The organism is Acetatifactor muris (genome assembly GCF_024623325.1).
Lineage (GTDB): Bacteria > Bacillota > Clostridia > Lachnospirales > Lachnospiraceae > Acetatifactor > Acetatifactor muris.
In genome coordinates this window covers 104851-128769 of the sequence record NZ_JANJZD010000005.1, presented here as the reverse complement: position 1 = coordinate 128769, position 23919 = coordinate 104851, and the positions used below count along the sequence as shown (strand labels likewise).

The following is a 23919-nucleotide window of genomic DNA, read 5'->3' as shown; positions in this document are numbered from 1 at the left end:
TCTGATGGGGAAAGGGAGGTGTGTATGGAAACTGTTTTTCTGAAAGTACTGAATATGGCAATTGCGGCAGGCTGGATGATTCTCGGAGTATTGATTCTGCGGATTGTTCTGAAGAAAGCGCCGAAGGCAATATGCTGTACCTTGTGGGCATTGGTGGGAATCCGGCTTCTCTGCCCGGTTTCCTTTGAAAGTGTGTTGAGTCTGATTCCCAGCGCGGAGACGTTGCCCGGGGAAATTCTGCTGGCGGCCGAACCGGCTGTCGAAAGCGGCTTTGAGGTACTGGACAATGTGGTAAATCCTGCTATTGCAGATTCCTTCCGACCGAATGTGGGGGACAGTGTCAATCCGCTGCAGGTGTTCACTTATGTGGCTTCCCTGCTGTGGGCTGTGGGCGTGGCGGTGATGCTGCTGTATGCGTTGTTCAGCTGCCTCAGACTCCGCAGACGTGTGAGAACGGCTATGAAGCTGGAAGGAAATCTCTGGATTTGCGATACTGTGGAGTCCCCGTTTATTTTTGGAATTCTGCTGCCGCGAATCTATCTGCCATCTGATCTGGAGGAAGCACAGCTTGCCTGTATCACAGCCCATGAAAAGGCGCATTTGAAGCGGCGGGACCACTGGTGGAAGCCCCTGGGATATCTGTTGCTTTCCGTGTACTGGTTCCAGCCGCTGTGCTGGATTGCCTTTCTTAGCCTGTGCCGGGATATTGAGCTGGCCTGTGATGAACGGGTGGTGAGGGAAATGGACAGTGAAGAGAGAAAAATGTATGCGGAAGCTTTGCTGCAATGCAGTACACACCGTCATATGACAGCAGCCTGTCCTCTGGCTTTCGGTGAAGTGGGTGTAAAGGAAAGGGTAAAGGGCGTGCTGTATTATAAAAAGCCGGCTTTCTGGATAGCCGCTGCGGCAATTGCGGCCTGTGGGGCAGCTGCAGTGTGCTTTCTTACCAATCCTGTGGAGGAGAGGGGGAATGACGTTTTGGGTGCCGGCTATTCCGTATCGGAGGTGCTTTATGACGCGCCCTGGTATGATGCCGCCTATACACCGGATACTGCGCCGGAGTATGTATTTACACCGGACGGCTGGCTGATGATGAGAAGCAGTAACGGTGTCATGGGCAACGGTAATGTCTGGACCAGAGTGGGCGTATTTCATGAGACAGAAAAGGACGAAAGCCGGATACAGGACCTTCATGACCCGGAAGGCAGACTGTTGGCACTGCTGGAAACAGTGGAGCAGATATGGCGGGTTGATGGGGAGGGGGAACAGGGATATTTTTATCTTGTGATGCAGACAGGGGACGGGGCAATACTGCTTGCCACAGGACTTCAGACCGACGGAACAGAGCATATCCGATGGATTTGGAAGATGGAGAAGCACTCTGGCCAGGGAGACACGGACTATCTTGCGGCGCTGATTGCATCTATGTACCCCCGGAAGCAGATTGAGATATTTGCATTTTATGAATCTGACAGTATGCCGGACTATCTGCTGGCCGGCTTTCAGGATGACAGAAACCGAAGAGGCTTTGCCGTATTCCGGCGGGATGGCAGGAAGGACTTCTCATGGAAAATAAAAGGATTTTCCATGACAGAGGATGTGTCCATGTGCAGCGTGACTCTGGGAGAGGACTGGGGGCTGGACCACAGTGTCACTCTCATTTTCAGCAACAATCGCTCTCTTTCCCATGTGACTGTCCGGGCAGGCGGAGAAGAGCAGTCTGCGGGAAGCGGCGGAAGCGGTGACAATGTGATGCTTGTCTTCGAATGGTCCCGTCTGTTATCCGGGGAGGAAGCGGCGGAGATAGAAGTACATTATTACAATGTAAAACAGGTTGACAGGATAAATTTTCCTGTGGTATACTGGGACTCGATAAAGGGAGTAGCTTGCATGGAACCATTTCATGTTTATCTGGCCGTCAATACGATTTCTTCTTAAAAGAATCCGGCTTTGTAAGTGAGAAGCGAGACTTTGTTGTAATTTTTTGCAGCAAGGGCTCGCTTTTTTTGACAGAGAAGAAAGTTTTTTGACAGAGAAGAAAGAAAACCTGCTGCAGAGGAAAGAATAGTTGCAGACAGGGAGGAAATCGTATGGAAATGGGAATGGCTGTATTGGCGCTGATAATTGGATTCGGCATGCTGGCAAAGGGAGCGGACTGGTTCGTGGAGGGAGCATCCGGCATTGCCGAACGCTTTAAAATTCCCCAGGCAGTAATCGGTCTGACCATTGTGGCAATGGGAACCAGTGCGCCGGAGGCAGCAGTGAGTATAACCGCGGCGATAAAAGGAAACGCTGATATCACAATAGGCAACATTGTGGGGAGTAATATTCTGAATATTCTGATTATATTGGGGATTTCTTCCATAATTGTGCCGCTGGCAGTGGCCGGAAATACAGTGATGTGTGACATTCCGTTTATGATTGCCGTCACAGTGTTGCTGCTGATACAGGGAATGGGCGGTACCATCGGGTTTGGAGACGGCTTGATACTGACACTGGTTTTTTCGGGATATTTGCTTTATCTTTTCTACACATGGAAAAAAAGCAAAACTGTGGGAATGGTGACTGTGAAAAGCCGTAAATTGTGGCAGTCTCTGGCGGGTACGGTCACAGGCCTTATCATGATTATTCTGGGAAGTCATCTTGCCGTCAACGGAGCCTCCTGCCTGGCCAGGACGTTCGGCATGAGCGAACGATTTATCGGATTGACAATTGTGGCTCTGGGAACGTCGCTGCCGGAACTGTTTACTTCTGTGTCTGCCGCCATGAAAAGAAACGCAGAGATTGCCATTGGAAATATTGTGGGAAGTAATATTTTCAATATTCTGTTTGTTGTGGGAATCTCTGCGCTGATTACACCGGTGCCGTTCTCCCCGGAGTTTTATACAGACACCGTCATTGCTGCGGCAGCCGGGATTCTGCTGTTACTCTGCTGTCTGCGGAAGCGGGAACTGAGGCGTAGGGACGGGATTCTCATGTTGACTGGCTATGCTTTGTACTTTATATCTGTATGCCTGTGAAAACCTGCAATGGCATGGCAAAGTTGCCCAGGCTGTTGAGAATGGCTGGATTTTTGACGGAAATCAGGGAAAAATAAAAGAAGACTGGAAACGAAAAGACAAGGGACAGGAGAAAATGTTATGGATATTTTTGATGTGCTGACATTGATTGGAGGCTTAAGCCTGTTTCTCTTTGGAATGAGCATCATGGGACAGGCACTGGAGCGCAGGGCAGGAGAGAAGCTGCGCTCTCTGCTGGGGAAATTTACTACCGGCAGAATGGCAGGGCTTTTGACGGGACTTGCGGTGACAGCGGTGATTCAGAGCTCTTCGGCGACGACGGTTATGGTGGTGGGCTTCGTCAATTCCGGCCTGATGACGCTGAAACAGGCTGTGAATGTGATTATGGGGGCAAATGTGGGAACCACGATTACGGCCTGGATTTTAAGCCTTGCAGGGATAGACAGCGGCAATTTTTTTGTCAGACTTTTAAAACCCTCTTCTTTCACTCCGATTCTGGCCCTGGCAGGCATTATCCTGTATCTGTTTGTCAAAGGGGGGAAGAAAAAGGATACCGGCATGATCTTTCTGGGATTTGCCACATTGATGTTCGGCATGGAGACCATGTCGGGAGCGGTGGCGGGGCTGGGGGATATTCCTGCCTTCCGTCAGATATTCCTCCTGTTCCGCAATCCGGTTGCCGGTGTTGCGGCAGGGGCGATTCTGACGGCCATCATTCAATCCAGCTCCGCGTCTGTGGGAATTCTGCAGGCGCTGGCGGTTACCGGGCAGATTTCTTTCAGTGCGGCCATTCCCATCATTATGGGACAGAACATAGGTACCTGTGTCACGGCCATGCTTTCTTCTGTGGGTGCCAACAAGAATGCAAAGCGTGCGGCAACGGTTCATCTTTCCTTTAACTGTATCGGAACTGTGGTATGGCTGCTTGTTTTCTGGGCTGTGAAAGTCCTTTTTCGCCCGGCATTGCTGGACGAGCCTGCCACGCTTTTCGGCATTGCGGCGGTTCACACTGTTTTCAATCTGCTGTGCCTGCTGCTGATACTGCCCCTGTCCGGTGTCCTGGAGCGTTTTGTGACAAGAATCGTTCCGGATGAGAAAAGGCCGGAAGAGTATATGGAACTGGACGAACGTCTCTTTGCCGCGCCGTCTATCGCTCTGGAGCGGGGACATAAGGTTGCGGGGGAAATGGCGGAGATTGCAGTGGCTTCTCTGAAAGAAGGGATTGCCTCGCTGAGGAGCTGCTCTGCGGAGCTGGCGGGAAGCATACACGAGAAAGAAGAGAAAACAGATTATTACGAAGATATTCTCAGCACTTACCTTGTGAAACTGAGCACCAGACAGATCAGCGGCAAAGACAGGATAGAAGCTGCAAAATTACTGAAGATGATAGGAGATTTCGAGCGGATTTCCGATCATGCGGTTAATCTGCTGGAAGCGGCAGAAGAAATGCAGGAGAAAGGGCTGCGCTTTACAGACAGAGCGCATTCGGAGCTGGAAGTGATTTTCGCGGCGGTGGAGGAGATACTCGACAGATCTCTGGAGGCAGTGCTGCACAATAATCTGGAAGCAGCTGCGTCGGTGGAGCCTCTGGAAGAGGTGATAGACCGGCTGAAAGAGGAGATGCGCACACGTCATATTCTGCGGATGCAGCAGGGGGATTGCTCTATCGGCGCGGGATTCATATGGTCGGATTTGCTGACAGATCTGGAACGTACGGCCGATCATTGCTCCAATATTGCAGGCTGTATGCTGGAGATTGCACAGCAGAATATGAATATGCATGAGATACTGAGAGAATTCCGGAACGGAAGTGAGGATTTCCGGGAGAAATTCAGGGAGTTCGGAGAAAAATATAATCTGGGCTGACAGAAGGAAGAGGGTCTGCTTGCTCTTTTGGAAGAAAAAAGATATAATCGGAATATATGGCGATTGACTTCATGTGACATGCGGACATATGATGTATGGAGAAGCGGTCCGGGAGAGCAGGAGGAATACAGAAGAGATGAAGAAGCAGACTACCATTCACAGGCTGGCCGGACACATGACAGCCTTTTTCAAAAAGGAAACCGTTTTGTGTGTTGCCGCGGTTCTGGCGGCCCTTTCCGTTATCTTTGTGCCGCCGGACAGAACTTATCTGGAGTATCCGGATTATCGGGTCCTTGCTCTTTTGTTTTGTCTGATGCTGGTGGTTGCGGGTCTGCAGAGCATCGGTCTCTTCCGCTATCTGGGCTTTCGGCTTCTGAGAGGCATCCGGAATACATTTCAGCTGAATTGTCTTCTGGTGGCTCTGCCTTTTGCCGCCAGTATGTTTATCACCAATGACGTCGCATTGATCACCTTTGTCCCATTTGCCGTTATGACCCTGACCATGGCCGGACAGCAAAAGCTTCTGGTCCCCGTTGTGGTGCTCCAGACCATAGGTGCCAATCTGGGCAGTATGCTGACGCCTGTGGGAAATCCACAGAATCTGTATCTGTATACGGTGTTTGATCTGTCCATGGCATCTTTTTTAAGAGATATGCTGCCGCTTACCCTGCTGTCCCTTCTGCTGCTGGCAGCGGCGGTATGGTTCCAGGGAAGGACGCTGCTGGCCGTACAGACACTGGAAATGCCCAAAGCGCCTGACAGAAAGAAGCTGGCGGCATATGGGATTCTGTTTCTGGTCTGCCTGACCTGTGTGCTTCGTCTGCTGTCCTGGCCGGTGATGCTTGCGGTTCTGATGCTTGCGGTTTTGTTGATTGACCGAAGCCTGTTTCGCTCCGTGGATTACTTTCTGCTGCTTACATTTGTCTGTTTTTTCCTGTTCATTGGCAATATGGAGCGCATTCCGGCCGTTGCTTCCCTGATGAGGGAGCTTATCGACGGAAGGGAACTTCCGGTATCGGTGGGACTCAGTCAGGTCATCAGCAATGTGCCTGCCGCAATTCTGCTTTCCGGCTTTACCGAAAAGGTACGTTCCCTTTTATATGGAGTCAATATCGGCGGCCTGGGCACGCTGATCGCCTCTCTGGCCAGCGTGATTTCCTATCGCATTTACGGCGGCAGCAAAGAGGCCCAGAAGGGGAAATATATGAAAACTTTTACCGTTTACAACGTGATTTTCCTGGTTGTGCTGTACGTGGCGGCAGCGGCGCTTTTATCTCCATCGTGAATACAATTCAGGAATGTCCCGCCGCACTTTCATTACGGCAGAGCTGAGCACAGCAAAAGGGGGAACCTCAGCGGAACAGCAGCGGAGAACCGCCGTCGAAGCCGTCGTTGATGTCCTGCAGGCTTTCCTTCAGCTTCTGATTGGTGGCGCAGGAGGCCTCGCTCTGGAGATCCATGTAGAGAATGAACATATCTTCGAGACTGATTCCCTTCTCCGCCGCGATTTCTTCCATTACAGGTTTCAGCTGTTCCAGCTGGACGGATACCTGAACTTTCTGCGGATCGATTTCGCCCAATGTGTTTTCCGCATATGTGTTGATGCGTTCCAGTATTTTTCTGTTTTCATCTGTCATGATTGCTTCCTCTCAACTTCTTCAAAATATGCCTCAGCTCCGTTGGAACTGTGGCACATAGTTTTTACGATTATGATATAGTTTATCACTTGGTGCTTGTTAAGTACAGATATTTTTGATAAAATAAATCTGGTATTTAAACAGTTGTTTTGCCTATACCGATTCATGGAACATATTATTTTGCTCGGATATGTTTTTGGACATGTGGTATGATGATTCTGCATTCGCAGAATCCAAGTCAGCATAAGCTGACTTGCCATCACAGTGTGATGCATTATACCTGGAAGTCCATGGCTTGAAAATCAAATGTCTCCTTCGGAGCCGCTTGATTTTCTGCGCACAAGGTATAATGATTCTGCATTCGCAGAATCCAAGTCAGCATAAGCTGACTTGCCATCACAGTGTGATGCATTATACTTGGAAGTCCATGGCTTGAAAAGTAAATGCCCCTTCGGGGCGCTTCCTTTTCTGCGCACATGGCATAATGATTCTGCATTCGCAGAATCCAAGTCAGCATAAGCTGACTTGCCATCACAGTGTGATGCATTATACTTGGCAATCCATGGCTTGAAAAGTAAATGCCCCTTCGGGGCGCTTGATTTTCTGCGCACATGGCATAATGATTCTGCATTCGCAGAATCCAAGTCAGCATAAAGCTGACTTGCCATCACAGTGTGATGCATTATACCTGGCAATCCATGGCTTGAAAAGTAAATGCCCCTTCGGGGCGCTTGATTTTCTGCGCACATGGCATAATGATTCTGCATTCGCAGAATCCAAGTCAGCATAAGCTGACTTGCCATCACAGTGTGATGCATTATACCTGGCAATCCATGGCTTGAAAAGTAAATGCCCCTTCGGGGCGCTTCCTTTTCTGCGCACATGGTATAAAAAAAGGAGTATAAAATATGGCGGATATCAGACCATTTACAGCCCTGCGTCCGGCCCCGGGCCTGGAAAGCGTAATTGCTGCATTGCCTTATGATGTATACAACAGGCAGGAAGCAACGGAAATTGTGAGAAGGAATCCGGATTCTTTTCTGGCCATAGACCGGGCGGAGACCGGTTTCGGCCCGGAGATGGATACTTATGCCCCGGAGGTGTATCAGCGGGCGGCCCGGGTGCTGCGGGAATGGATAGAGCAGGGGAAATTCAGGAAGGATGAGGCGCCCTGTTACTATCTCTATGAACTGACAATGAACGGCAGAAGCCAGACGGGGATTGTGGCCTGTGCCTCTGTTGACGATTATCTGAATGGGGCGATCAAAAAGCATGAGAATACCAGGGCGGACAAGGAACAGGACAGAATCCGCCATGTGGATGCCTGTGACATGCAGACAGGCCCCATATTTCTGGCATACCGCTCCCATGAAATCCTTCGGGAGACGATTCGGAAGTGTAAGGAGGAACGCCCTGCCTGCGACTTTGTCTCCGATGACGGAATTGGTCATCGGGTATGGGTGATCAGGGAGGAAGACCAGGCGGGACATATCCGGGAACAGCTTCAGAAGCTGGATGCAGTTTACATAGCGGACGGGCATCACCGTTGTGCGTCTGCGGTGAAGGTGGGGCTGATGCGCAGGGAAGAGCACCCGGAGTATACCGGCAGAGAGGAATTCAACTTCTTTCTGGCAGTGCTGTTCCCTGACGAAGAACTGTATATCATGGATTATAATCGTGTGGTCCGGGACCTGAACGGATACACGGCAGAAGCCTTTCTGGAGAAAATAGAGGAAAACTTTGAAGTGGAGAAGGCAGAGCAGTCGCCTTACCGCCCTGACCGGAAGGGGAGATTTGGACTGTTTCTTGAGAATAACTGGTACAGGCTGACGGCCAGATCCCATATTTTGTCGGAAGATGCGGTGGATGGCCTGGATGTGTCTCTGCTGCAGAATCATCTGCTGGGACCGGTGCTGGGGATACAGGATCCGAAGACGGACAGGAGAATTGATTTTGTGGGAGGAATCAGGGGAATCGGAGAACTGGAACGCAGAGTGCATACGGACATGAAGGCTGCATTTTCTCTGTACCCCACGTCCATCGGAGAGCTTTTTGCGGTGGCGGATGCAGGGAGACTGATGCCTCCGAAATCCACATGGTTTGAACCGAAGCTCAGAAGCGGACTGTTTCTGCATGAGCTGAAGGATATAGATGAGAGTGAAACTGGCGGAAAATGAATTGACAGGAAAAGAAAGGACACAGGCTATGACGAAAAAACTTTATAATCTGATGAACTGGCCTAAAATCGAGGAAATCATTTACTCGGAAAGCGATAATCCCCATGAACTTCTGGGCCCTCATAAGACGGGAAGTCAGACTCTTGTGCAGGCTTACTTTCCGGGCGCGGAGAAGGCTGCAATTGTGTTTGAGGGAAGCGGAGAAACCATTGAGATGGAGATGGCCGACGAGGATGGTTTTTTCGCCGTGCTGGTGCCAAAGAAGGAGAAAGAGCTTCCTGTGTATCAGTATGCGGTGACGGACAGGGACGGAAGTGAACATGTCAGGGGAGAGGCTTACCGCGCGAGACCGCAGATTGACCAGGGCGATCTGGAGAGATTCAGAAACGGTATTCATTATACCATCTATGAGAAGCTGGGGGCACATCCCATGGAGCTGGACGGCGTGAAAGGGACTTATTTTGCGGTGTGGGCGCCTGCGGTGATGCGTGCCAGCGTGGTGGGAGATTTCAACAACTGGGACGGAAGGATGCATCAGATGCGCAGACTTTGGGATTCCGGTATCTTTGAACTGTTTGTGCCGGATGCAAAGGTGGGAGACAATTATAAATTTGAACTGAAGCTGAAGGGCGGCCTGACTTATCTGAAATCAGATCCCTATGGAAATGCAGCGCAGCTTCGGCCGGAGACAGCTTCTGTGATCACGCAGCTGAATGAGTTTGTGTGGGAGGACGAAGCTTTCATAAAAGCCAGAAGGGAATTTCAGACCGGCAGTGTACCTGTCAGCGTCTATGAATTATATCTGGGATCCATTGCAGAAGGGAGAGAAGGCGAAGCCTACGCCAATTATAGGGAAATTGCAGACCGGCTGATTCCCTATGTCAGGGAGATGGGTTACACTCATGTGGAACTGATGCCTGTCATGGAGCATCCGCTGGACGGCTCCTGGGGATATCAGGTCATCGGCTACTATGCGCCTACAGCCAGATATGGTTCTCCGGAAGACTTTATGTACTTTGTCAATGAACTGCACAAGGCGGGGATCGGCGTGATTCTGGACTGGGTGCCGGCTCATTTCCCCAGAGATGTGTATGGTCTGTCCAATTTTGACGGGACCTGTCTGTACGAGCATTTTGACCCCAGACAGGGCAGTCATCCTCACTGGGGAACCCTGATTTACAATTACGGCAGACCCGAGGTGTCCAATTACCTGATCGCAAACGCTCTGTTCTGGGTGGAGAAATATCATGCGGACGGAATCCGGATGGATGCGGTGGCAAGTATGCTGTATCTGGATTACGGGAAAAAGGACGGTGAATGGGTGGCAAATATGTATGGCGGAAAGGAGAATCTGGAGGCCATCGAGCTGATTAAGCATCTGAATTCTGTCATGAAGAAGAGAAATCCCGGCGTGCTGACCATTGCGGAGGAGAGCACGGCATTTCCGAAAATCACAGGGGCGCTGGAGGAGGAAGGACTGGGATTCGATCTGAAATGGAATATGGGATTTATGAATGACTATCTGAATTATATCAGATTTGACCCCTACTTCAGGGCGCATCATCACGGAGAGCTGACATTCAGTATGGTCTATGCCTACAGTGAGAAATTTATGCTGGTCTTCTCCCATGACGAGGTGGTCCACGGAAAGGCCTCCCTGCTGGGGAAAATGCCCGGTGAGCGGGAGCAGAAATTTGCGAATCTGAGACTGACCTATGCTTATATGATGACACATCCCGGCAAAAAGCTGCTGTTCATGGGACAGGAGCTGGGAGAATTTGACGAGTGGAATGAGAACCGCTGTGTGGAGTGGGAGCTTTTGGAGGCACCGGAGCATAAGGGGATTGCTGCGCTGGTGAGAAATCTGAATCATCTGTACCGCACCATGCCGGAGCTTTATGCCATGGATGACAGCCCGGAGGGATTTGAGTGGATAAATCATATCTCCTGGGAGGAATGCTTCCTGACTTATCTGAGAAAGGGATCCAAGGAGAATGAGATGCTTTTGATTGCGGCGAATTTCTCCGGTGTGGAAAAGGAAATTACTACAGGAGTGCCGCTGCCCGGAAAATATAAGGAGATATTGAATTCCGACGATGTGAAATACGGTGGTACCGGTCTGGTCAACGGACGTGTGAAGAGGAGCAAAGAGAAGGAATGGGATGACAGGCCGCATTCTGTCACACTGAAGCTTGCACCGCTGTCTGTGAGTATTCTGAAATACATTCCGCTGACACCGAAGGAGCGGGACGGGGAAGCTGCCGCCGCACAGAGAACAGGCGGAAAGGGTACCTCCCAGGGCAGTAAGAAGACAGAATCGAAGAAGCGTACTGCTGCAAAAGGTACGGCAAAGAAGAGCAGGTAAAATTTTCTGATCTGTCGTGGGGCATGCAATACGCGAGGAGGAATGGTTGATGCGCAGGAATTTGCTATGGGCGCTTATGATTGTGGCCATGTCTGTTGGATTGGCAGCCTGTGGAATTATGCCGCAGGAGGAGGAACTTCCGGCGGCTCCGGTCATTCGTTCTTATGAGGCAGAGGAATATCGGCAGGCCACAGTCATGCGGGGAGACATAATCCTGGAAAAAACAGTCAGATGCGTGTATGCATCGGCCAGACAGGAAATGTACAGCTTTTCGCTGGGTGGCCTGTACATAGATAAGATATATGTCAGCGAGGGAGATCTGGTGAAGAAAGGCGATCTGCTGGCGGAGCTGGAAAAGGGTAATCTGGCGCAGCAGATATCCGACGGGGAATATGCGCTGAGGGCAATGCAGATCCGTCAGGCAAATCTTCCGGAGAGTCAGAGACTGGAGCTGGCCAGACAGGATGCCACCATAGCAGGTATGGATGAGCGGATAGACAGGCTGATGGTAAAGGCGGAGCTTGCCGGTCAGAAGGAAGAGAAAAGCGCATTTATAGATCAGGCCAATGAGACCCTGATACAGAAGCTGGAACTGGAAGCGCAGGAGGACGACATCCGGGAAGCGCAGGAAAAGCAGCTGCAGGAGATGGCAGATTCCGTGTACATCGGGGAACTCAGACTGAGGGAGCTGAAGGAAGAGCTGCGGGAACGGCAGATATATGCCGGGATCAGCGGGACAGTCATACATGTCCAGAAGGTAAAAGAGGGAGAGCGGTCTGTGAAGGGAAAGAACATCATCACGATTGCCGATCTGGACAAGGTGGTGTTCACTGTGAAGGGGGAGGACGCCCGGTACTTTACGGCGGGCATGCAGGTGACCGTTCTGTGTAATAGAAAGGAGTATCCGGCTCAGGCGGTGGAGGCAACGGAACTGGGGCTTTCACAGTCTCAGGAGGACAGTGAGCCTGTCGCCTATCTTCAATTGCTTCAGCCGGATCCGACTCTGGAAAATGGGGCGAGTGGAAATGTACATGTTATTCTGGACCAGCGGGAAGATGTGACATATGTGGATAAAAAGGCCATAAAAACGGCGGATGGAAGGCAGTTTGTCTATATGCTGGATGAAGACGGCTTAAGAATCCGACAGGAAGTCACCACGGGCCTGGAGAGTGGGGATTTTGTGGAGATAATAAACGGCCTTACAGAAGGCGACAGCGTTATCCTGGAGTAATCTGACGAAAAGACTTCAATTAAAAATGAAACCAGCATGTGTATACCGGTCTTCTGGTGTTGTCAGGCATTGACAGAGCGCGTGCGGAACTGGAATAGAAATGAAGAAGAAAACGGTATTGATGATAATTCTGCTTCTCCTTATGGGAATTACAGGATGCAAAATGGAAGAAGCGGATTCCGGAGCGTTATCTGCGGAAGGGGTGCCGGAGCTTCTGGAGCCTGTGGATGTGAAGATGGATGTGGCAAGGGCACAGATCGGAGATATATACCGGATCTCCATCTATAAAGGGGAGGTGGTTCCCTATACGGAGGAGCTGCACTTTCTTGTGGATGGCTGTCTGGAAGACGTTTATGTCACCACAGGAGATATGGTACAGGAAGGTCAGGTCCTTGCTGTCTTAAGTGAAGAGCAGCTCAGGGAGCAGATAGAGATCCTGGAGGAAGAGATTGATGCTCTGGTGCGCCAGGGGGAATTCAGTGACCGACTGGCGGAAGCGGACATAGCGATTGCCAGGGAGGAGCTGGCAATCATGCGGGAACTGGGTGACTTCGGACCTACGAGCACAGTGAAAGAGCTGGAGATTCAGGAGCTGGAGCTGGCGTTGGAGCAGACCAGACAGCTGCGGGGTCTGGAGCTGGAAAAGAGACAGGCCTCTCTGGGGGCGCTGCAGAAAAAGATGGGGAAGAATGAGATTGTGGCCCCCTGCAGCGGAAGAATCGTCTATGTCAGCGAGATCAGAAGGGGAGATGCCATACAGGGATATACGCCTGTAATCTATATAGCGGATGAGAGCCGTTTAAGGCTGCTCACGGATTATGTTTCGGAGTCGACTGTAAAAAGTGCGGACAGAGTCTATGCAAAAATTCTGGATCAGGAATTTGATATCAGTTACATCCCATATGAAAAAAGTGAGATGATACAGATGGCGTTAAACGGGGAGGAGATGCGGGCGCAGTTTTCCGTCGATGCCCGGGAAGGCGTCCTTCAGGCGGGCCAGTTTGCGGTGGTTATGCTTTACCAGTCGTACAGGAAGAATGTGCTGACCATCCCGATAAATGCTTTATACCAGGATGGAAGCGGCCAATATGTCTACAGACAGGTGAATGGCACACGGACGCGGTGCAATGTGAAGACTGGCATGACCACGGACACAAAGGTGGAAATCCTGGAAGGACTTGAGGAAGGAGAGCTGGTCTATGTCAAAGATTAGGATAATGGCAGCTGTGTCACTGCTTACGGCAGTGATTCTTGCCGGGTGCGGCGACAGCGGTCAGGAACAGACGTGGTACAGTGAGGAACTGCCTGCTCCGGAACAGGCCAACTATGAAACAATACAGGTGCAGGAAGGGGAATACTTAAGAACCACAGGAGGCTCACTGCACGTGTACTATCCAATCACCGCAGAACTTTGCTGGGAGGAGGACAGCATTGCCAGGTTCCGTGAAATTCTGGTGAAAAAGGGGGAGGAAGTCAGGGAAGGAGATGCCATTGCCACCTTTGATATCGAGGTGAGCAGGGCTGACAGAGAGGAAATGACACTGTCTCTTGCGAGAGAGACAGAAGCTCTCAGACTTGGGAGAGAAGATCGTCTCTCCGCCATAGAAGAGGCCAGAGAAGATGCAGAAGGACTGCGGGATCATGAGCTGCGGATTGCTCAGCTCAGAATAGAGAAAATGGAGACGGAATATGAGCAGTTTGTTTACCAGTCGGAGAGGGAAATTGCCAGGCTGCAGAAGTCTCTGGAAGAACTTGAGGAGAAGGCCGGGAACGATACCCTGTTCGCACCTTTTGACGGCGTAATTGACAGTGTGACATTCTATAATCCGGGAGATCTGATGACGGCGGACAATATTCTGGTTACCATGCATGCCACAGACCGGTTTTATCTTGCGGCTGACAATGGGGCTGATGCGCTGCGTTACAATATGGATGTGGTTGTGGAGGCAGGCAAGAAAAATGAGAGAAAAACCTATGTGGGAAAAGTGGTTGCCGTGCCGGCAGTTTTGCCTGCTTCAGTGCCGGGAACTGTGGCTTTGATCGAGCTGTATGAGGAGATCTCCCAGGAGGATTTGAAGACTTCACTCCAGTATCAGTATAATTCGGAGGAACTGCAGGGGGTACTGCTGTTGGACCGGAGTGCTGTGGATTCCGAAGAAGGAAAGAGCTATGTTTATGTGCTGGAGGAAGATATGGTGCAGAAGCGTTATATTGTGCCTGGTTTGACCAACATGAAGGAAATATGGATTCTGGATGGTCTTACTGAGGGGCAGACTGTGATTGCAGATTAGGGGGCAGAATGCATGTTAAGTTTTGTTTTCCGCAGAATTGAGAGCAGGAAATGGATGGTTATCAGCCTTTTGATCGGCAATCTGCTGATGATAGCCATTGCGGCAGCCAGCCCTATGTATTCCCGGGCAATTTTGCAGCGGACTCTGACACGGAATCTGAGCGACTATTATGTGGAGAAGAATATCTACCCGGGGCTGATTGTCCTGCGGGGAGCTTATAACACAGTCCTCGGAAAGAAAAAGGAAGAGGAGTTCAGCAAAGTTCTCCGGGCAGGCCGGATGATGGAGGAGCTGCAGGCAGAATTGGGTGTGCCTGCGCTTTATTCGGTGACACAGCGCTATATGAATAATGTGAAAGCCCTGCATGAACTGGCGGTAGAGAACAGGAAAAATGAGCTGACATTGAGGATAGCTTCCTATTCGGACCAGATGGACCATCTCAGGATTGTGAATGGAGAAATGTATTCCGGAGAGCTGGACGGACATACCTTTGATGTCATTGTCAGTGAGAAGACTTTCGTGGAGCAGAACCTGCTGCTGGGGGAGGAGCTGGAACTGACAAGGCTGACAGATGCGTCGGGGAATCCATATCGAATTCGAATTGCGGGAATTTTTGAGAACAGCATGCCCCAGGATGTCTACTGGGTGTCATGGCCCACCACATGGCGCGATGTGTGCCTGATGGACGAGACGCTGTTTCAGGAATTATTCGCCAATGAAGAACGGATGAGCGAGAGCTTCAACATGGAGTGGTATATGACCCTGGATTATGCCCGGATGCGGGGAGACCAGGCGGAGCGGTATCTGGATGTGCTGGATCGCTATGCGGAAGCTTTTGAGGACATGGGATTCAATCATTCCGTCTATTTTACAGCGGTGTTGGAAGCTTTTTTGCTGCAGGCTCAGAAGCTGAATACTACAATCCTGATTTTGCAGACACCGGTTTTTATATTGCTGGCAGCATTTATCTTCATGGTGTCAAGACAGATACTGGAGATGGAGCAGAACGAGATTGCGGTCTACAAAAGCCGCGGCGCGGACAGGAAGCAGATTGTGTTTATCTATCTGCTGCAAAGTCTGGTGATTTCCATTTTGGGATTGGCCGGCGGAATTCCTCTGGGAGTGTTGATGTGCAGGCTTTTGGGCGCGTCTAATTCCTTTCTGGAATTCGTGAAAAGGGCGGCGCTGTCTGTGGAGACGGGACCGAAAGTCTGGATGTTTGCCGGGGCGGCAGCGTTTTTTTCCGCCTGTACCATGGTATTGCCGGTGATCCGGTATGCCAATGTCAATATTGTGGCCCACAAACGTGGAAAAAATCGTAAAAGCAGAAGTCCCTGGTGGCAGAAGCTGTTTCTGGATGTGATTCTGCTGGGGGTGTCCCTGTACGGTCTCTACCAATACTATGAACAGAGAGAGTATCTTATGCAAAAGGTTCTGGAAGGTGCATCGCTGGATCCGATCCTGTACTTTTGCTCTTCTTTGTTTATGGTGGGAGCAGGTCTGCTGGTTTTCAGACTTTTTCCGTTGCTGATGCGGATTCTGTTTCTGCTGGGGAAGCGCTGGTGGCCGCCGTCTCTGTACGTTTCGTTTCTGAGAATACTGAGGACCAGAAACAATCAGGGGTTTTTTATGGTCTTTCTGATTCTGACCCTGGCCATGGGGATTTTCAATGCCCAGGCGGCGCGGACCATCAATGCCAATGCGGAGGAAAAGATTCGCTACTCCATGGGGGCGGACGTGGTGCTCCGGGAAGTCTGGAAGGACAATAGTGCGCTGCTCTATAATGGAGCCGATGACGGAGGGATGGCAGGTCAGCTGGAGCTGATTTATGAGGAACCGGATTTTGGAAAGTATCAGATGCTGGACGGGGTAGAAAGTGTCACGAAGGTTCTCATTGACAGAGAGGTGAGCGTATCTGTAGAAGGCGGAAGAATCAACAATGCCATGTTGATGGGCATTCATACGAAGGAATTCGGAGAGACTGCCTGGTTCAAGGACTCCCTTCTTCCTGCCCACTGGTACGGATATCTGAATGCCATATCTCAGAATTCCCGGGCGATTCTGGTCTCTTCCAATTTTCAGCGGCTCTATGGTTATGAGGTTGGAGATGTTCTGAATTATACCAATGGAAATGGAGACGGCACCAGGGGAATCATTTATGGATTTGTAGACTACTGGCCATCCTATGCGCCTGTCATACGGTCTATGGGCAGGGACGGACTTTATGCGGAGATGGATAATTTCCTGATTGTGGCGCATTTGTCGCAGCTGCAGTCTTCCTGGGGAGTGATTCCTTATCAGATATGGATCAGGACAGAGGGCTCATCACAGTTCCTGTATGATTACGCTGAAGAATCGGGGACTAAATATGCACTATTTCTGGATACCGCGGCAGAGATCATTAAACTGAAGAACGATCCGATTTTCCAGGGGACAAACGGAATCCTGACGATAGGGTTTATCTGTGTATTGCTGCTGTGTATCACTGGATTTTTAATTTACTGGATTCTGTCCATACAGTCCAGGACGCTTCAGTTCGGCATTTTCCGTGCCATGGGTATGTCCATGCGGGAAGTGCTGACCATGCTGGTCAATGAGCAGCTTTTTATCACAGGTGTGTCTGTCGCTGCCGGAATCCTGGTGGGGATGCTGACGTCCAGACTGTTTGTTCCTCTGATTCAGATTGCCTACAGCTCGGCGGATCAGGTGATACCGCTTGAGATTGTCAGTGAAAGCGGCGATTATGTGCGACTGTTTGCGGTGATCGGGCCGGCGATACTGATTTGTATGTTTATTCTGGGCTGGCTGATTTCGAAGATTAAGATATCTCAGGCGTTGAAGCTGGGAGAGGATTGAGTGTGAACAGAGCAGGCATTCTTATGGACCTGTATTCGTTCATTGGATTGTTCATGCGCTGGCAGGGGGAAAGAGTATGGAAAGAATCATTGCGGCAAAAGGAATTAAAAAAGGCTTTCCTGTGGCAGGAGGTGATACCTTCTGGGCGCTGAAGGGGCTGGATCTGGAAATTGCCGGAGGACAGCTTGCCATTTTAAAAGGCCGGTCCGGTTCCGGTAAGACAACTCTGATGAATATTCTGAGTGCACTGGACTATCCCACAGAGGGGGATGTGTTCTTTCAGGGCAGCAATATTACCAGGATGAGTGAAAAAGAGAGAGGGCGTCTTCGAAGGAACAGGATTGGATTTGTATTTCAGTCCGTGGCGCTGGTTCCTATGATGACTGCCTGTGAAAATGTGGAATTTGCTCTTCGGATGGCAGGATATAAGGGCAATCGGAGGGAGCGGGTGGAGGAGTGCCTGAAAGTAGTGGGACTTGGCAGCAGACTGCATCATCTGCCCCAGGAATTGTCCGGCGGGGAACAGCAGAGGGTCGCCATTGCCAGGGCCATTGCCCACAGGCCGGAGATTTTATTTGCAGACGAGCCCACAGCAGAGCTGGATACCAATACGGGGCTTCAGGTGGTAAAAATTTTTAAGGATCTGGCGTCTTCGGAAGGGGTGACAATTGTCATGACGACTCATGACACGGGGCTGATGGAGATTGGAGACGTGGTATTTCAGCTGGAGGACGGTGAGTTTGTTGAGTGAAGATATCATTATTTGTGAAAATCTGGTGAAGATTTACAAGACGAAGGATCTGGAAGTCCTGGCGCTCCAGGGACTTGAACTCAATATTGCCGTGGGGGAGCTCATGGCAATTATCGGCAACAGCGGCAGTGGTAAGTCCACATTCCTGAATATGGTGGGCGGACTGGATCGCCCCTCTGCGGGCAAACTGACTGTGGATGGCAGAGACCTGTTTAAACTGAACGAGAAGGAACTGGTGGAATATAAACGGAATACTGTGGGTTTTGTGTGGCAGAATAATGCAAGGAATCTGATTCCCTATTTGAGTGCCTGGCAAAATGTCCGTCTGCCCATGCGCTTTACCAATGGGAAGCGGCAGAAGGACAGGGCACTGGAACTGCTGGAGATGGTGGGAATGGGCCACAGGAAGGACAGCCGGTTGAGCCAGCTGTCCGGCGGGGAGCAGCAGAGGATTGCCATTGCCATTGCACTGGCCAACAATCCGAAAATCCTGCTGGCGGACGAACCTACCGGGTCGGTAGATACCAAAACGGGCAATTATATTCTGGATGTTTTCCGGGAACTGAATAAGAATCTGGGACTGACCATTGTGATTGTGACTCATGACAGGATGCTGTCCAAAAAGGTGAGCCGTGTGGTGGCGATCCGGGATGGTAAGACCAGCAGTGAGATGGTCATAAAGCAGAGTTACGCCGATAAGCTGGACGCTATCGGCATGTTCGAGGAGGCCCACAACGAGTATGCCGTGCTGGATAAAGCAGGGCGTGTTCAGATACCGAGAGAATTTCTGGAGAATATCGGCATTAAGGGGAACAGGGTTCGCATGGAACTGGAGAACGGAAGGATTGTCATCGGTTCGCCGGAAGAGGACAGTGTGAAAAACGGATAGGAAAAGCAAAAGCAGAAGGCCGGACAGCGTAAAGGCAGACGGCGGGAAGAAGAGAGACAGGGATGGGAAGGGCTGAAAAATGAGGATGATATGTCAATTGGCGGCAGAAGGCATTACCGGAAACATTATGGAGGAAGTGGGAGAGAAAATGCAGCCCGATGTGATCAGGGAATGGATAAGCCTGCTTCCTGAAAAGGCTTTTAATCTTGGTCTGCGTATTTTGCTTGCGCTGGTCTTCTTCCTGATCGGCGTGAATCTTATTAAATTTGTCCGTCGGATGCTGAAAAATGCCATGAAGAAAACCAGTGCGGAGCTGGGAGTCATTCAGTTTGCGGATTCTTTTGTCAAAGCCACACTGTATGTGCTGCTGGTGATGTTTCTGGCATCTTCCTTCGGACTGGATGCAGCCAGTGTGGTGGCAGTGCTGGGGTCGGCAGGTGTAGCCATCGGTCTGGCGGTGCAGGGAAGTCTGTCGAATCTGGCCGGAGGTGTGCTGATTCTGGCCCTGAAGCCTTTCCGGGTAGGGGATTATATCAGGGAGAGCTACTCGGGAAAGGAGGGAACTGTCACGGAAATCCAGATATTTTACACGAAACTCCTGACCCCTGACAACCAGACCGTGATTCTGCCGAACGGAAATCTGGCCAATAACAGCCTGGTAAACGTGACTACCCAGGAGGTGCGGCGTATGGATATTTCTGTGGGAATTTCCTACAGTGCAGATCTGAAGAAGGCAAAGGAAGTATTGCTTCTTGTGCTGACGACGGACGAGGCCGTTTTAAAGGACAGAGACATGCTTGTGTTCGTGGATGAACTGGCTGATTCCTGTGTGAAGCTGGGCGTCAGGTGCTGGTTTCGGCAGGAGGATTTCTGGCAGGGTAAATGGCGTGTGACAGAGAACTGTAAGCTCAGTCTGGATGAAAACGGAATTGTAATTCCCTATAACCAGCTGGATGTACATCTGGATGAAGGGAAAGCGTAGAAAAGGAACTAAGACAAGGGATGCAATAAGAACAGCAAAATCCAGAAACAAAAATAAAAACGAAAATCCATGCTTTATGGATTTTCGTCATTTTAAAAAGCTTCTGACGGGACTCGAACCCGTGATCTATTGATTACGAATCAATCGCTCTACCAACTGAGCCACAGAAGCATATAACAATCTGCTGCTTTGTTGAATCACAACTAGATATTATTATACAGACTTTTAAATTTTTTTCAACTGTTTTTTTCAATCTTAAAAAATTTCTTTTAATGGTTCATTATGAGATCAGGAGCAGTAACTTTTTTTGACTGTTTTTCCGGTTTTTTTCATGCAATATTTTTAATATTTTTCTGTCACACAGACAGGAGAACATTGTCTAATAACTCAGGAGGTAAAAAGCCATGAATAAAAAAACAAATGAGGAATTACAGGATCTGGTCAGTAAAGCCACAGCAGGGGATAAAAAAGCCCTTGAAGCGCTTGTTGCAGGTGTGCAGGACACTGTGTTCAATTTATCACTGCGGATGCTGGGCACATTTGCAGATGCGGAGGATGCCACTCAGGACATACTGTTGAAAATGATTACGCATCTGTCCTCCTTCAGAGGGGACAGTTCCTTTACAACGTGGGTGTTCAGCATTGGGGTGAATCATCTGAAAAATTATAAAAAGCATATGTTTGCACACTGCCCGTTGAGCTTTGCGTATTATGGAGAGGATATAGAAAACGCCGAAATAGAGAATGTGCCGGATCTGACACAGAATGTGGAGAGAAATATATTGGCGGAAGAACTGAAAATGTCCTGTACCAATGTGATGCTGCAATGTCTTGATGTAGAAAGCAGATGTATTTTTATACTGGGTACGATGTTTAAGCTTGACAGCCGCATAGCGGGAGAAATTCTGGAGATGACCCCGGAAGCATATCGCCAGAGACTCTCCCGGATACGCAGAAAAATGGCGGACTTTCTTGGACAGTACTGCGGAGAATATGGCAGCGGCCGATGTAAATGTAAGGACAGAGTGAATTATGCGATACAAAGCCATCGGCTCAACCCGCTGCAGCTGGATTATATGACTGCTGAGGAAATCCCCGTTCAGACCATAGTGGATGTGAAAAATGCCATGGAAGAGATTGACGATTTGTCACAGGATTTTTCATTCTGTAAGCCCTATCAGTCTCCTGAACGTACGAGACATCTCATCCGGGAATTTTTAGGTTCCATGCAGCTTTCTATCATTCAGAAATCGTAAAGGAGAAGACAGACGATGAATACACAGCTTATAATGGATTATTTATCCGCATTAAGCAGGAATAACAACCGCGAATGGTATCATGCGAATAAAGAGGACTATAAAAAGGCAAACGCCGAGTTTGAAAAATTATTAAAGACATTGATGCTGGAAATCGGAAAATTTGACAGCAGCATTTTACAGAACAATCCGGGTGATCTTACCTTTAAACTTGTGAGGGATACCCGTTTCAGCCATGACAAGTCTCCCTATAATCCTGCGTTTCGCGCCCATATTTCCTCCAGGGGCAAATTACCTGTTCCCGTGGGGTATTATCTTATGATAAAGCCCGGAGGAGAGTCTTTTTTAGGCGGCGGCCTGTTTGCTGACATGTTTAAGGATGCGACGACGATGATACGGGATTATATCCTTCAGAATGGGGAAGCATGGGAAGCGATCATACATGAGCCGGAATTTGAGAAATATTTCACAGTCCAGGGAACTGCGTTGAAAAAGGTTCCCGCCGGATATGAGAGAGAACATCCCCAGGCGGAATATCTGAAATTTAAGAGCTGGTATCTGGAATATCCCCTGAGAGACCGGGAACTGAGAGATGCGGATGCATTTATCGCAAAGGCGGCCGGACTTTTCCGAATTATGAAACCTTTTAACGATTATCTCAACAGGGCGCTGGCGGACTTTCAGATGCCCGCAAGGTGACAGAAAGGACGGAAAAGGGCCGGGCAATGGTCTCGGATAGATCCGTTTCCCGGGTTCGGAAGCGGCGGGAAACAGTACTTTATGCCGCTTCTGAGCCCGTTACAGCGCTCTCACATTTTAAACTGAATTTTGATTCTGTGTTCGATGAGCTGGATGGATTTATAGAGACCCAGGGCGATGAGACAGAGGATAATGATGCTGGTGATGACCATATCCAGCTGAAATACCTGGGAACCATAGATAATCAGGTATCCCAGGCCGCGCCTTGCCGCAAGGAATTCTCCGATGATGACGCCTACCAGAGCCAGGCCTATATTTACCTTGGCCGTGCTGAGCAGAATGGGAATGGAGCCGGGGAGCACCACCCGGAAGAAAGCGTCACGTTTACTGCCGCCCAGAGTATATATCAAAGTGATTTTTTCCGCGTCGACCTGCTGGAAGCCGGTATAAAAGCTGATGATGGAGCCGAAGACAGCCACGGATATGCCTGCAACGATAATGGTTTTGGTTCCGGTGCCAAGCCATACGATGAACAGAGGAGCCAGCGCGGATTTGGGCAGACTGTTCAGGACTACCAGATAGGGTTCCAGGATTTCCGACAGCTTTCTGGAATACCACAGAAGCGTGGACACCAGAAGGCTGAAAAGCAATACCAGCAGGAAGCTGAAAAGTGTCTCAAAAAGGGTGACACCGATGTGAGAGAGCAGGGAATTGCCTTTTAACTGTTCGGCAAAGCAGCGCAGCACCCGGCTGGGACTGGAGAAGAAAAAGCTGTCAATCCATTTCATGTCTGCGCTGATTTCCCAGAGAATCAGAAAGAATACGAAAATCACAGTTCTCCAGGATGCAATTTCATGATGATGTCTTCTGTGCTGTCTGACGAATTGTTCCTGTCTGGTCAGTTCAGCGCCGGACTTTTTCTTATTTTTCCGTTCATTTTTCATGTGTCAGGTCCTCCCATAGCAGGTTAAAATACTGTTGGAACTCGGGAGCATTTCTGGCGGCCAGAGGAGAGGTATCCGCGAGAGTCAGTTTTACGGATACTTCGTTTTTGACGACGGCGGGACGGCCGGACAGGACAATAATTCTGTCCGCCAGACTGATGGCCTCCGATAAATCGTGTGTTATGATGATCATGGTCTTTCCGGCGGCTCTGATTAAGCGGCAGATGTCTGCGGATACGAACAGTCTTGTCTGATAGTCCAACGCGCTGAAGGGCTCATCCAGAAGCAGAAGCTGAGGCTCCAGAGCCAGGGTGCGGATCAGGGCGGCACGCTGCTTCATTCCGCCGGACAGCTCACTGGGCCGTTTATCTCGAAACTTGTCAAGCCCATAGTCTGCCAGAAGGCGTTCCACCGCTTCCAGGCGCTCCCTGGTCACACAGTGATTCAGCTCCAGGCCGAGAATTACATTGCGATAGATGCTGCGCCACTCAAAGAGATGATCTCTCTGGAGCATGTAGCCAATCTTCGGATAGTGCAGGGTACCGTCAGGATTGTTTACAATGATGGTGCCCTCCTCCGGCTCCAGGAGGCCGGCTATAATGGAGAGCAGTGTGGACTTTCCACATCCGCTGGGCCCTACAATGGCCACAAATTCGCCTTCCCGGACACCGAAGGAAATATTTTTCAAAGCCCTGGTCTCCCCGTGGAGACTGTGATAGGAATAGCCGATATTTTTTAACTCCAGGATACTTTGCATGGATATATCTTTTAAGTCCGGCTTTTTCGGACTTTCTTCCTTTTTGCTTTTATCATAATGTATGAAAAAATTGCAAAGGGGTTCGACTTTGAACAGTCAGATTTGTAAATTTTTAGGAAAAAGGGGTTGACATTCTTCTGTAAATATGAGTATACTGGAAAAGGTCATTCAAAAATAAGAAGGAAAGGAGGCAGAAAG

Annotated in this window: 18 protein-coding genes and 1 tRNA gene; 15 read left to right on the top strand and 4 right to left on the bottom strand. The window is 49.8% G+C overall.

Features of this window, described 5'->3' with window-relative positions; genetic code table 11:
* Positions 1-24 precede the first annotated feature (24 nt).
* The 4 genes from NSB25_RS06355 (at position 25) to NSB25_RS06340 (ending at position 6171) form a co-directional block, all read left to right on the top strand.
* Positions 25-1938 (top strand): M56 family metallopeptidase, encoded by a 1914-nt coding sequence (locus NSB25_RS06355; protein WP_257479234.1) that lies wholly within the window; start codon positions 25-27, stop codon positions 1936-1938.
* A 152-nt stretch (positions 1939-2090) separates the two neighbouring features.
* A complete protein-coding gene (locus NSB25_RS06350) occupies positions 2091-3020 on the top strand; it encodes a calcium/sodium antiporter (RefSeq protein WP_103238597.1) in 930 nt (309 codons plus the stop codon).
* 120 nt (positions 3021-3140) lie between these two features.
* Positions 3141-4886, top strand: coding sequence for a Na/Pi cotransporter family protein (locus tag NSB25_RS06345; RefSeq protein ID WP_103238598.1), 1746 nt, complete (start codon positions 3141-3143; stop codon positions 4884-4886).
* Between the two features lie 175 nt (positions 4887-5061).
* Entirely contained in the window at positions 5062-6171 is a 1110-nt protein-coding gene (locus tag NSB25_RS06340) for an SLC13 family permease (protein WP_103238711.1), read from the top strand.
* A gap of 67 nt (positions 6172-6238) precedes the next feature.
* Here NSB25_RS06340 and NSB25_RS06335 read toward each other — a convergent pair whose 3' ends face one another.
* Positions 6239-6523, bottom strand: coding sequence for a hypothetical protein (locus NSB25_RS06335; protein WP_207656141.1), 285 nt, complete (start codon positions 6521-6523; stop codon positions 6239-6241).
* Between the two features lie 908 nt (positions 6524-7431).
* Between NSB25_RS06335 and NSB25_RS06330 the strand changes: the two genes are divergently transcribed.
* From NSB25_RS06330 to NSB25_RS06290, 9 genes are all read left to right on the top strand, one after another.
* Complete coding sequence (locus NSB25_RS06330; RefSeq protein WP_103238600.1) at positions 7432-8700, top strand: DUF1015 domain-containing protein; 1269 nt, start codon at positions 7432-7434, stop codon at positions 8698-8700.
* Positions 8675-11065, top strand: a complete 2391-nt coding sequence (glgB, locus tag NSB25_RS06325) for a 1,4-alpha-glucan branching protein GlgB (RefSeq protein WP_242982328.1) — start codon at positions 8675-8677, stop codon at positions 11063-11065. The genes NSB25_RS06330 and glgB overlap by 26 nt, the downstream gene beginning before the upstream one ends.
* Positions 11066-11114: 49 nt before the next feature.
* Entirely contained in the window at positions 11115-12296 is a 1182-nt protein-coding gene (locus tag NSB25_RS06320) for an efflux RND transporter periplasmic adaptor subunit (RefSeq protein ID WP_103238601.1), read from the top strand.
* A gap of 100 nt (positions 12297-12396) precedes the next feature.
* Positions 12397-13509: an efflux RND transporter periplasmic adaptor subunit gene (locus NSB25_RS06315; RefSeq protein ID WP_103238602.1), complete on the top strand. Its 1113-nt coding sequence runs from the start codon at positions 12397-12399 to the stop codon at positions 13507-13509.
* Positions 13496-14587: an efflux RND transporter periplasmic adaptor subunit gene (locus NSB25_RS06310; RefSeq protein ID WP_146039987.1), complete on the top strand. Its 1092-nt coding sequence runs from the start codon at positions 13496-13498 to the stop codon at positions 14585-14587. The genes NSB25_RS06315 and NSB25_RS06310 overlap by 14 nt, the downstream gene beginning before the upstream one ends.
* A gap of 12 nt (positions 14588-14599) precedes the next feature.
* Positions 14600-17443, top strand: coding sequence for an ABC transporter permease (locus tag NSB25_RS06305; RefSeq protein WP_103238604.1), 2844 nt, complete (start codon positions 14600-14602; stop codon positions 17441-17443).
* Positions 17444-17519: 76 nt separating this feature from the next.
* The gene (locus tag NSB25_RS06300) at positions 17520-18194 is read left to right on the top strand and encodes an ABC transporter ATP-binding protein (protein ID WP_103238605.1); all 675 of its coding nucleotides are present in this window, start codon (positions 17520-17522) and stop codon (positions 18192-18194) included.
* A complete protein-coding gene (locus NSB25_RS06295; RefSeq protein WP_330406060.1) occupies positions 18184-19083 on the top strand; it encodes an ABC transporter ATP-binding protein in 900 nt (299 codons plus the stop codon). Before NSB25_RS06300 ends, NSB25_RS06295 begins: the two co-directional genes overlap by 11 nt.
* Positions 19084-19162: 79 nt before the next feature.
* Positions 19163-20065: a mechanosensitive ion channel family protein gene (locus NSB25_RS06290; protein ID WP_242982329.1), complete on the top strand. Its 903-nt coding sequence runs from the start codon at positions 19163-19165 to the stop codon at positions 20063-20065.
* Positions 20066-20163: 98 nt separating this feature from the next.
* Here NSB25_RS06290 and NSB25_RS06285 read toward each other — a convergent pair.
* Positions 20164-20236, bottom strand: a tRNA-Thr gene (locus NSB25_RS06285).
* A gap of 233 nt (positions 20237-20469) precedes the next feature.
* On the opposite strand from NSB25_RS06285, the gene NSB25_RS06280 reads away from it, so the two are divergent.
* Both NSB25_RS06280 and NSB25_RS06275 read left to right on the top strand, forming a co-directional pair.
* Entirely contained in the window at positions 20470-21321 is an 852-nt protein-coding gene (locus NSB25_RS06280) for an RNA polymerase sigma factor (protein WP_103238606.1), read from the top strand.
* A 15-nt stretch (positions 21322-21336) separates the two neighbouring features.
* Positions 21337-22020: a DUF2461 domain-containing protein gene (locus tag NSB25_RS06275; protein WP_103238607.1), complete on the top strand. Its 684-nt coding sequence runs from the start codon at positions 21337-21339 to the stop codon at positions 22018-22020.
* A gap of 110 nt (positions 22021-22130) precedes the next feature.
* Here NSB25_RS06275 and NSB25_RS06270 read toward each other — a convergent pair whose 3' ends face one another.
* On the bottom strand, positions 22131-22964 hold the full coding sequence (locus tag NSB25_RS06270) for an ABC transporter permease (RefSeq protein WP_103238608.1): 834 nt from the start codon (positions 22962-22964) through the stop codon (positions 22131-22133).
* Positions 22954-23721, bottom strand: a complete 768-nt coding sequence (locus tag NSB25_RS06265; protein WP_103238609.1) for an ABC transporter ATP-binding protein — start codon at positions 23719-23721, stop codon at positions 22954-22956. Before NSB25_RS06265 ends, NSB25_RS06270 begins: the two co-directional genes overlap by 11 nt.
* Positions 23722-23919 lie beyond the last annotated feature (198 nt).

What these genes read in the sequence shown, in the direction of transcription:
- NSB25_RS06355 (WP_257479234.1), top strand. Translation starts at nt 25, where the DNA reads ATGGAAACTGTTTTTCTGAAAGTACTGAATATGGCAATTGCGGCAGGC.
- NSB25_RS06350 (WP_103238597.1), top strand. Translation starts at nt 2,091, where the DNA reads ATGGAAATGGGAATGGCTGTATTGGCGCTGATAATTGGATTCGGCATG.
- NSB25_RS06345 (WP_103238598.1), top strand. Translation starts at nt 3,141, where the DNA reads ATGGATATTTTTGATGTGCTGACATTGATTGGAGGCTTAAGCCTGTTT.
- NSB25_RS06340 (WP_103238711.1), top strand. Translation starts at nt 5,062, where the DNA reads ATGACAGCCTTTTTCAAAAAGGAAACCGTTTTGTGTGTTGCCGCGGTT.
- NSB25_RS06335 (WP_207656141.1), bottom strand. Translation starts at nt 6,523, where the DNA reads ATGACAGATGAAAACAGAAAAATACTGGAACGCATCAACACATATGCG.
- NSB25_RS06330 (WP_103238600.1), top strand. Translation starts at nt 7,432, where the DNA reads ATGGCGGATATCAGACCATTTACAGCCCTGCGTCCGGCCCCGGGCCTG.
- glgB (WP_242982328.1), top strand. Translation starts at nt 8,675, where the DNA reads ATGAGAGTGAAACTGGCGGAAAATGAATTGACAGGAAAAGAAAGGACA.
- NSB25_RS06320 (WP_103238601.1), top strand. Translation starts at nt 11,115, where the DNA reads ATGCGCAGGAATTTGCTATGGGCGCTTATGATTGTGGCCATGTCTGTT.
- NSB25_RS06315 (WP_103238602.1), top strand. Translation starts at nt 12,397, where the DNA reads ATGAAGAAGAAAACGGTATTGATGATAATTCTGCTTCTCCTTATGGGA.
- NSB25_RS06310 (WP_146039987.1), top strand. Translation starts at nt 13,496, where the DNA reads ATGTCAAAGATTAGGATAATGGCAGCTGTGTCACTGCTTACGGCAGTG.
- NSB25_RS06305 (WP_103238604.1), top strand. Translation starts at nt 14,600, where the DNA reads ATGTTAAGTTTTGTTTTCCGCAGAATTGAGAGCAGGAAATGGATGGTT.
- NSB25_RS06300 (WP_103238605.1), top strand. Translation starts at nt 17,520, where the DNA reads ATGGAAAGAATCATTGCGGCAAAAGGAATTAAAAAAGGCTTTCCTGTG.
- NSB25_RS06290 (WP_242982329.1), top strand. Translation starts at nt 19,163, where the DNA reads ATGAGGATGATATGTCAATTGGCGGCAGAAGGCATTACCGGAAACATT.
- NSB25_RS06280 (WP_103238606.1), top strand. Translation starts at nt 20,470, where the DNA reads ATGAATAAAAAAACAAATGAGGAATTACAGGATCTGGTCAGTAAAGCC.
- NSB25_RS06275 (WP_103238607.1), top strand. Translation starts at nt 21,337, where the DNA reads ATGAATACACAGCTTATAATGGATTATTTATCCGCATTAAGCAGGAAT.
- NSB25_RS06270 (WP_103238608.1), bottom strand. Translation starts at nt 22,964, where the DNA reads ATGAAAAATGAACGGAAAAATAAGAAAAAGTCCGGCGCTGAACTGACC.
- NSB25_RS06265 (WP_103238609.1), bottom strand. Translation starts at nt 23,721, where the DNA reads ATGCAAAGTATCCTGGAGTTAAAAAATATCGGCTATTCCTATCACAGT.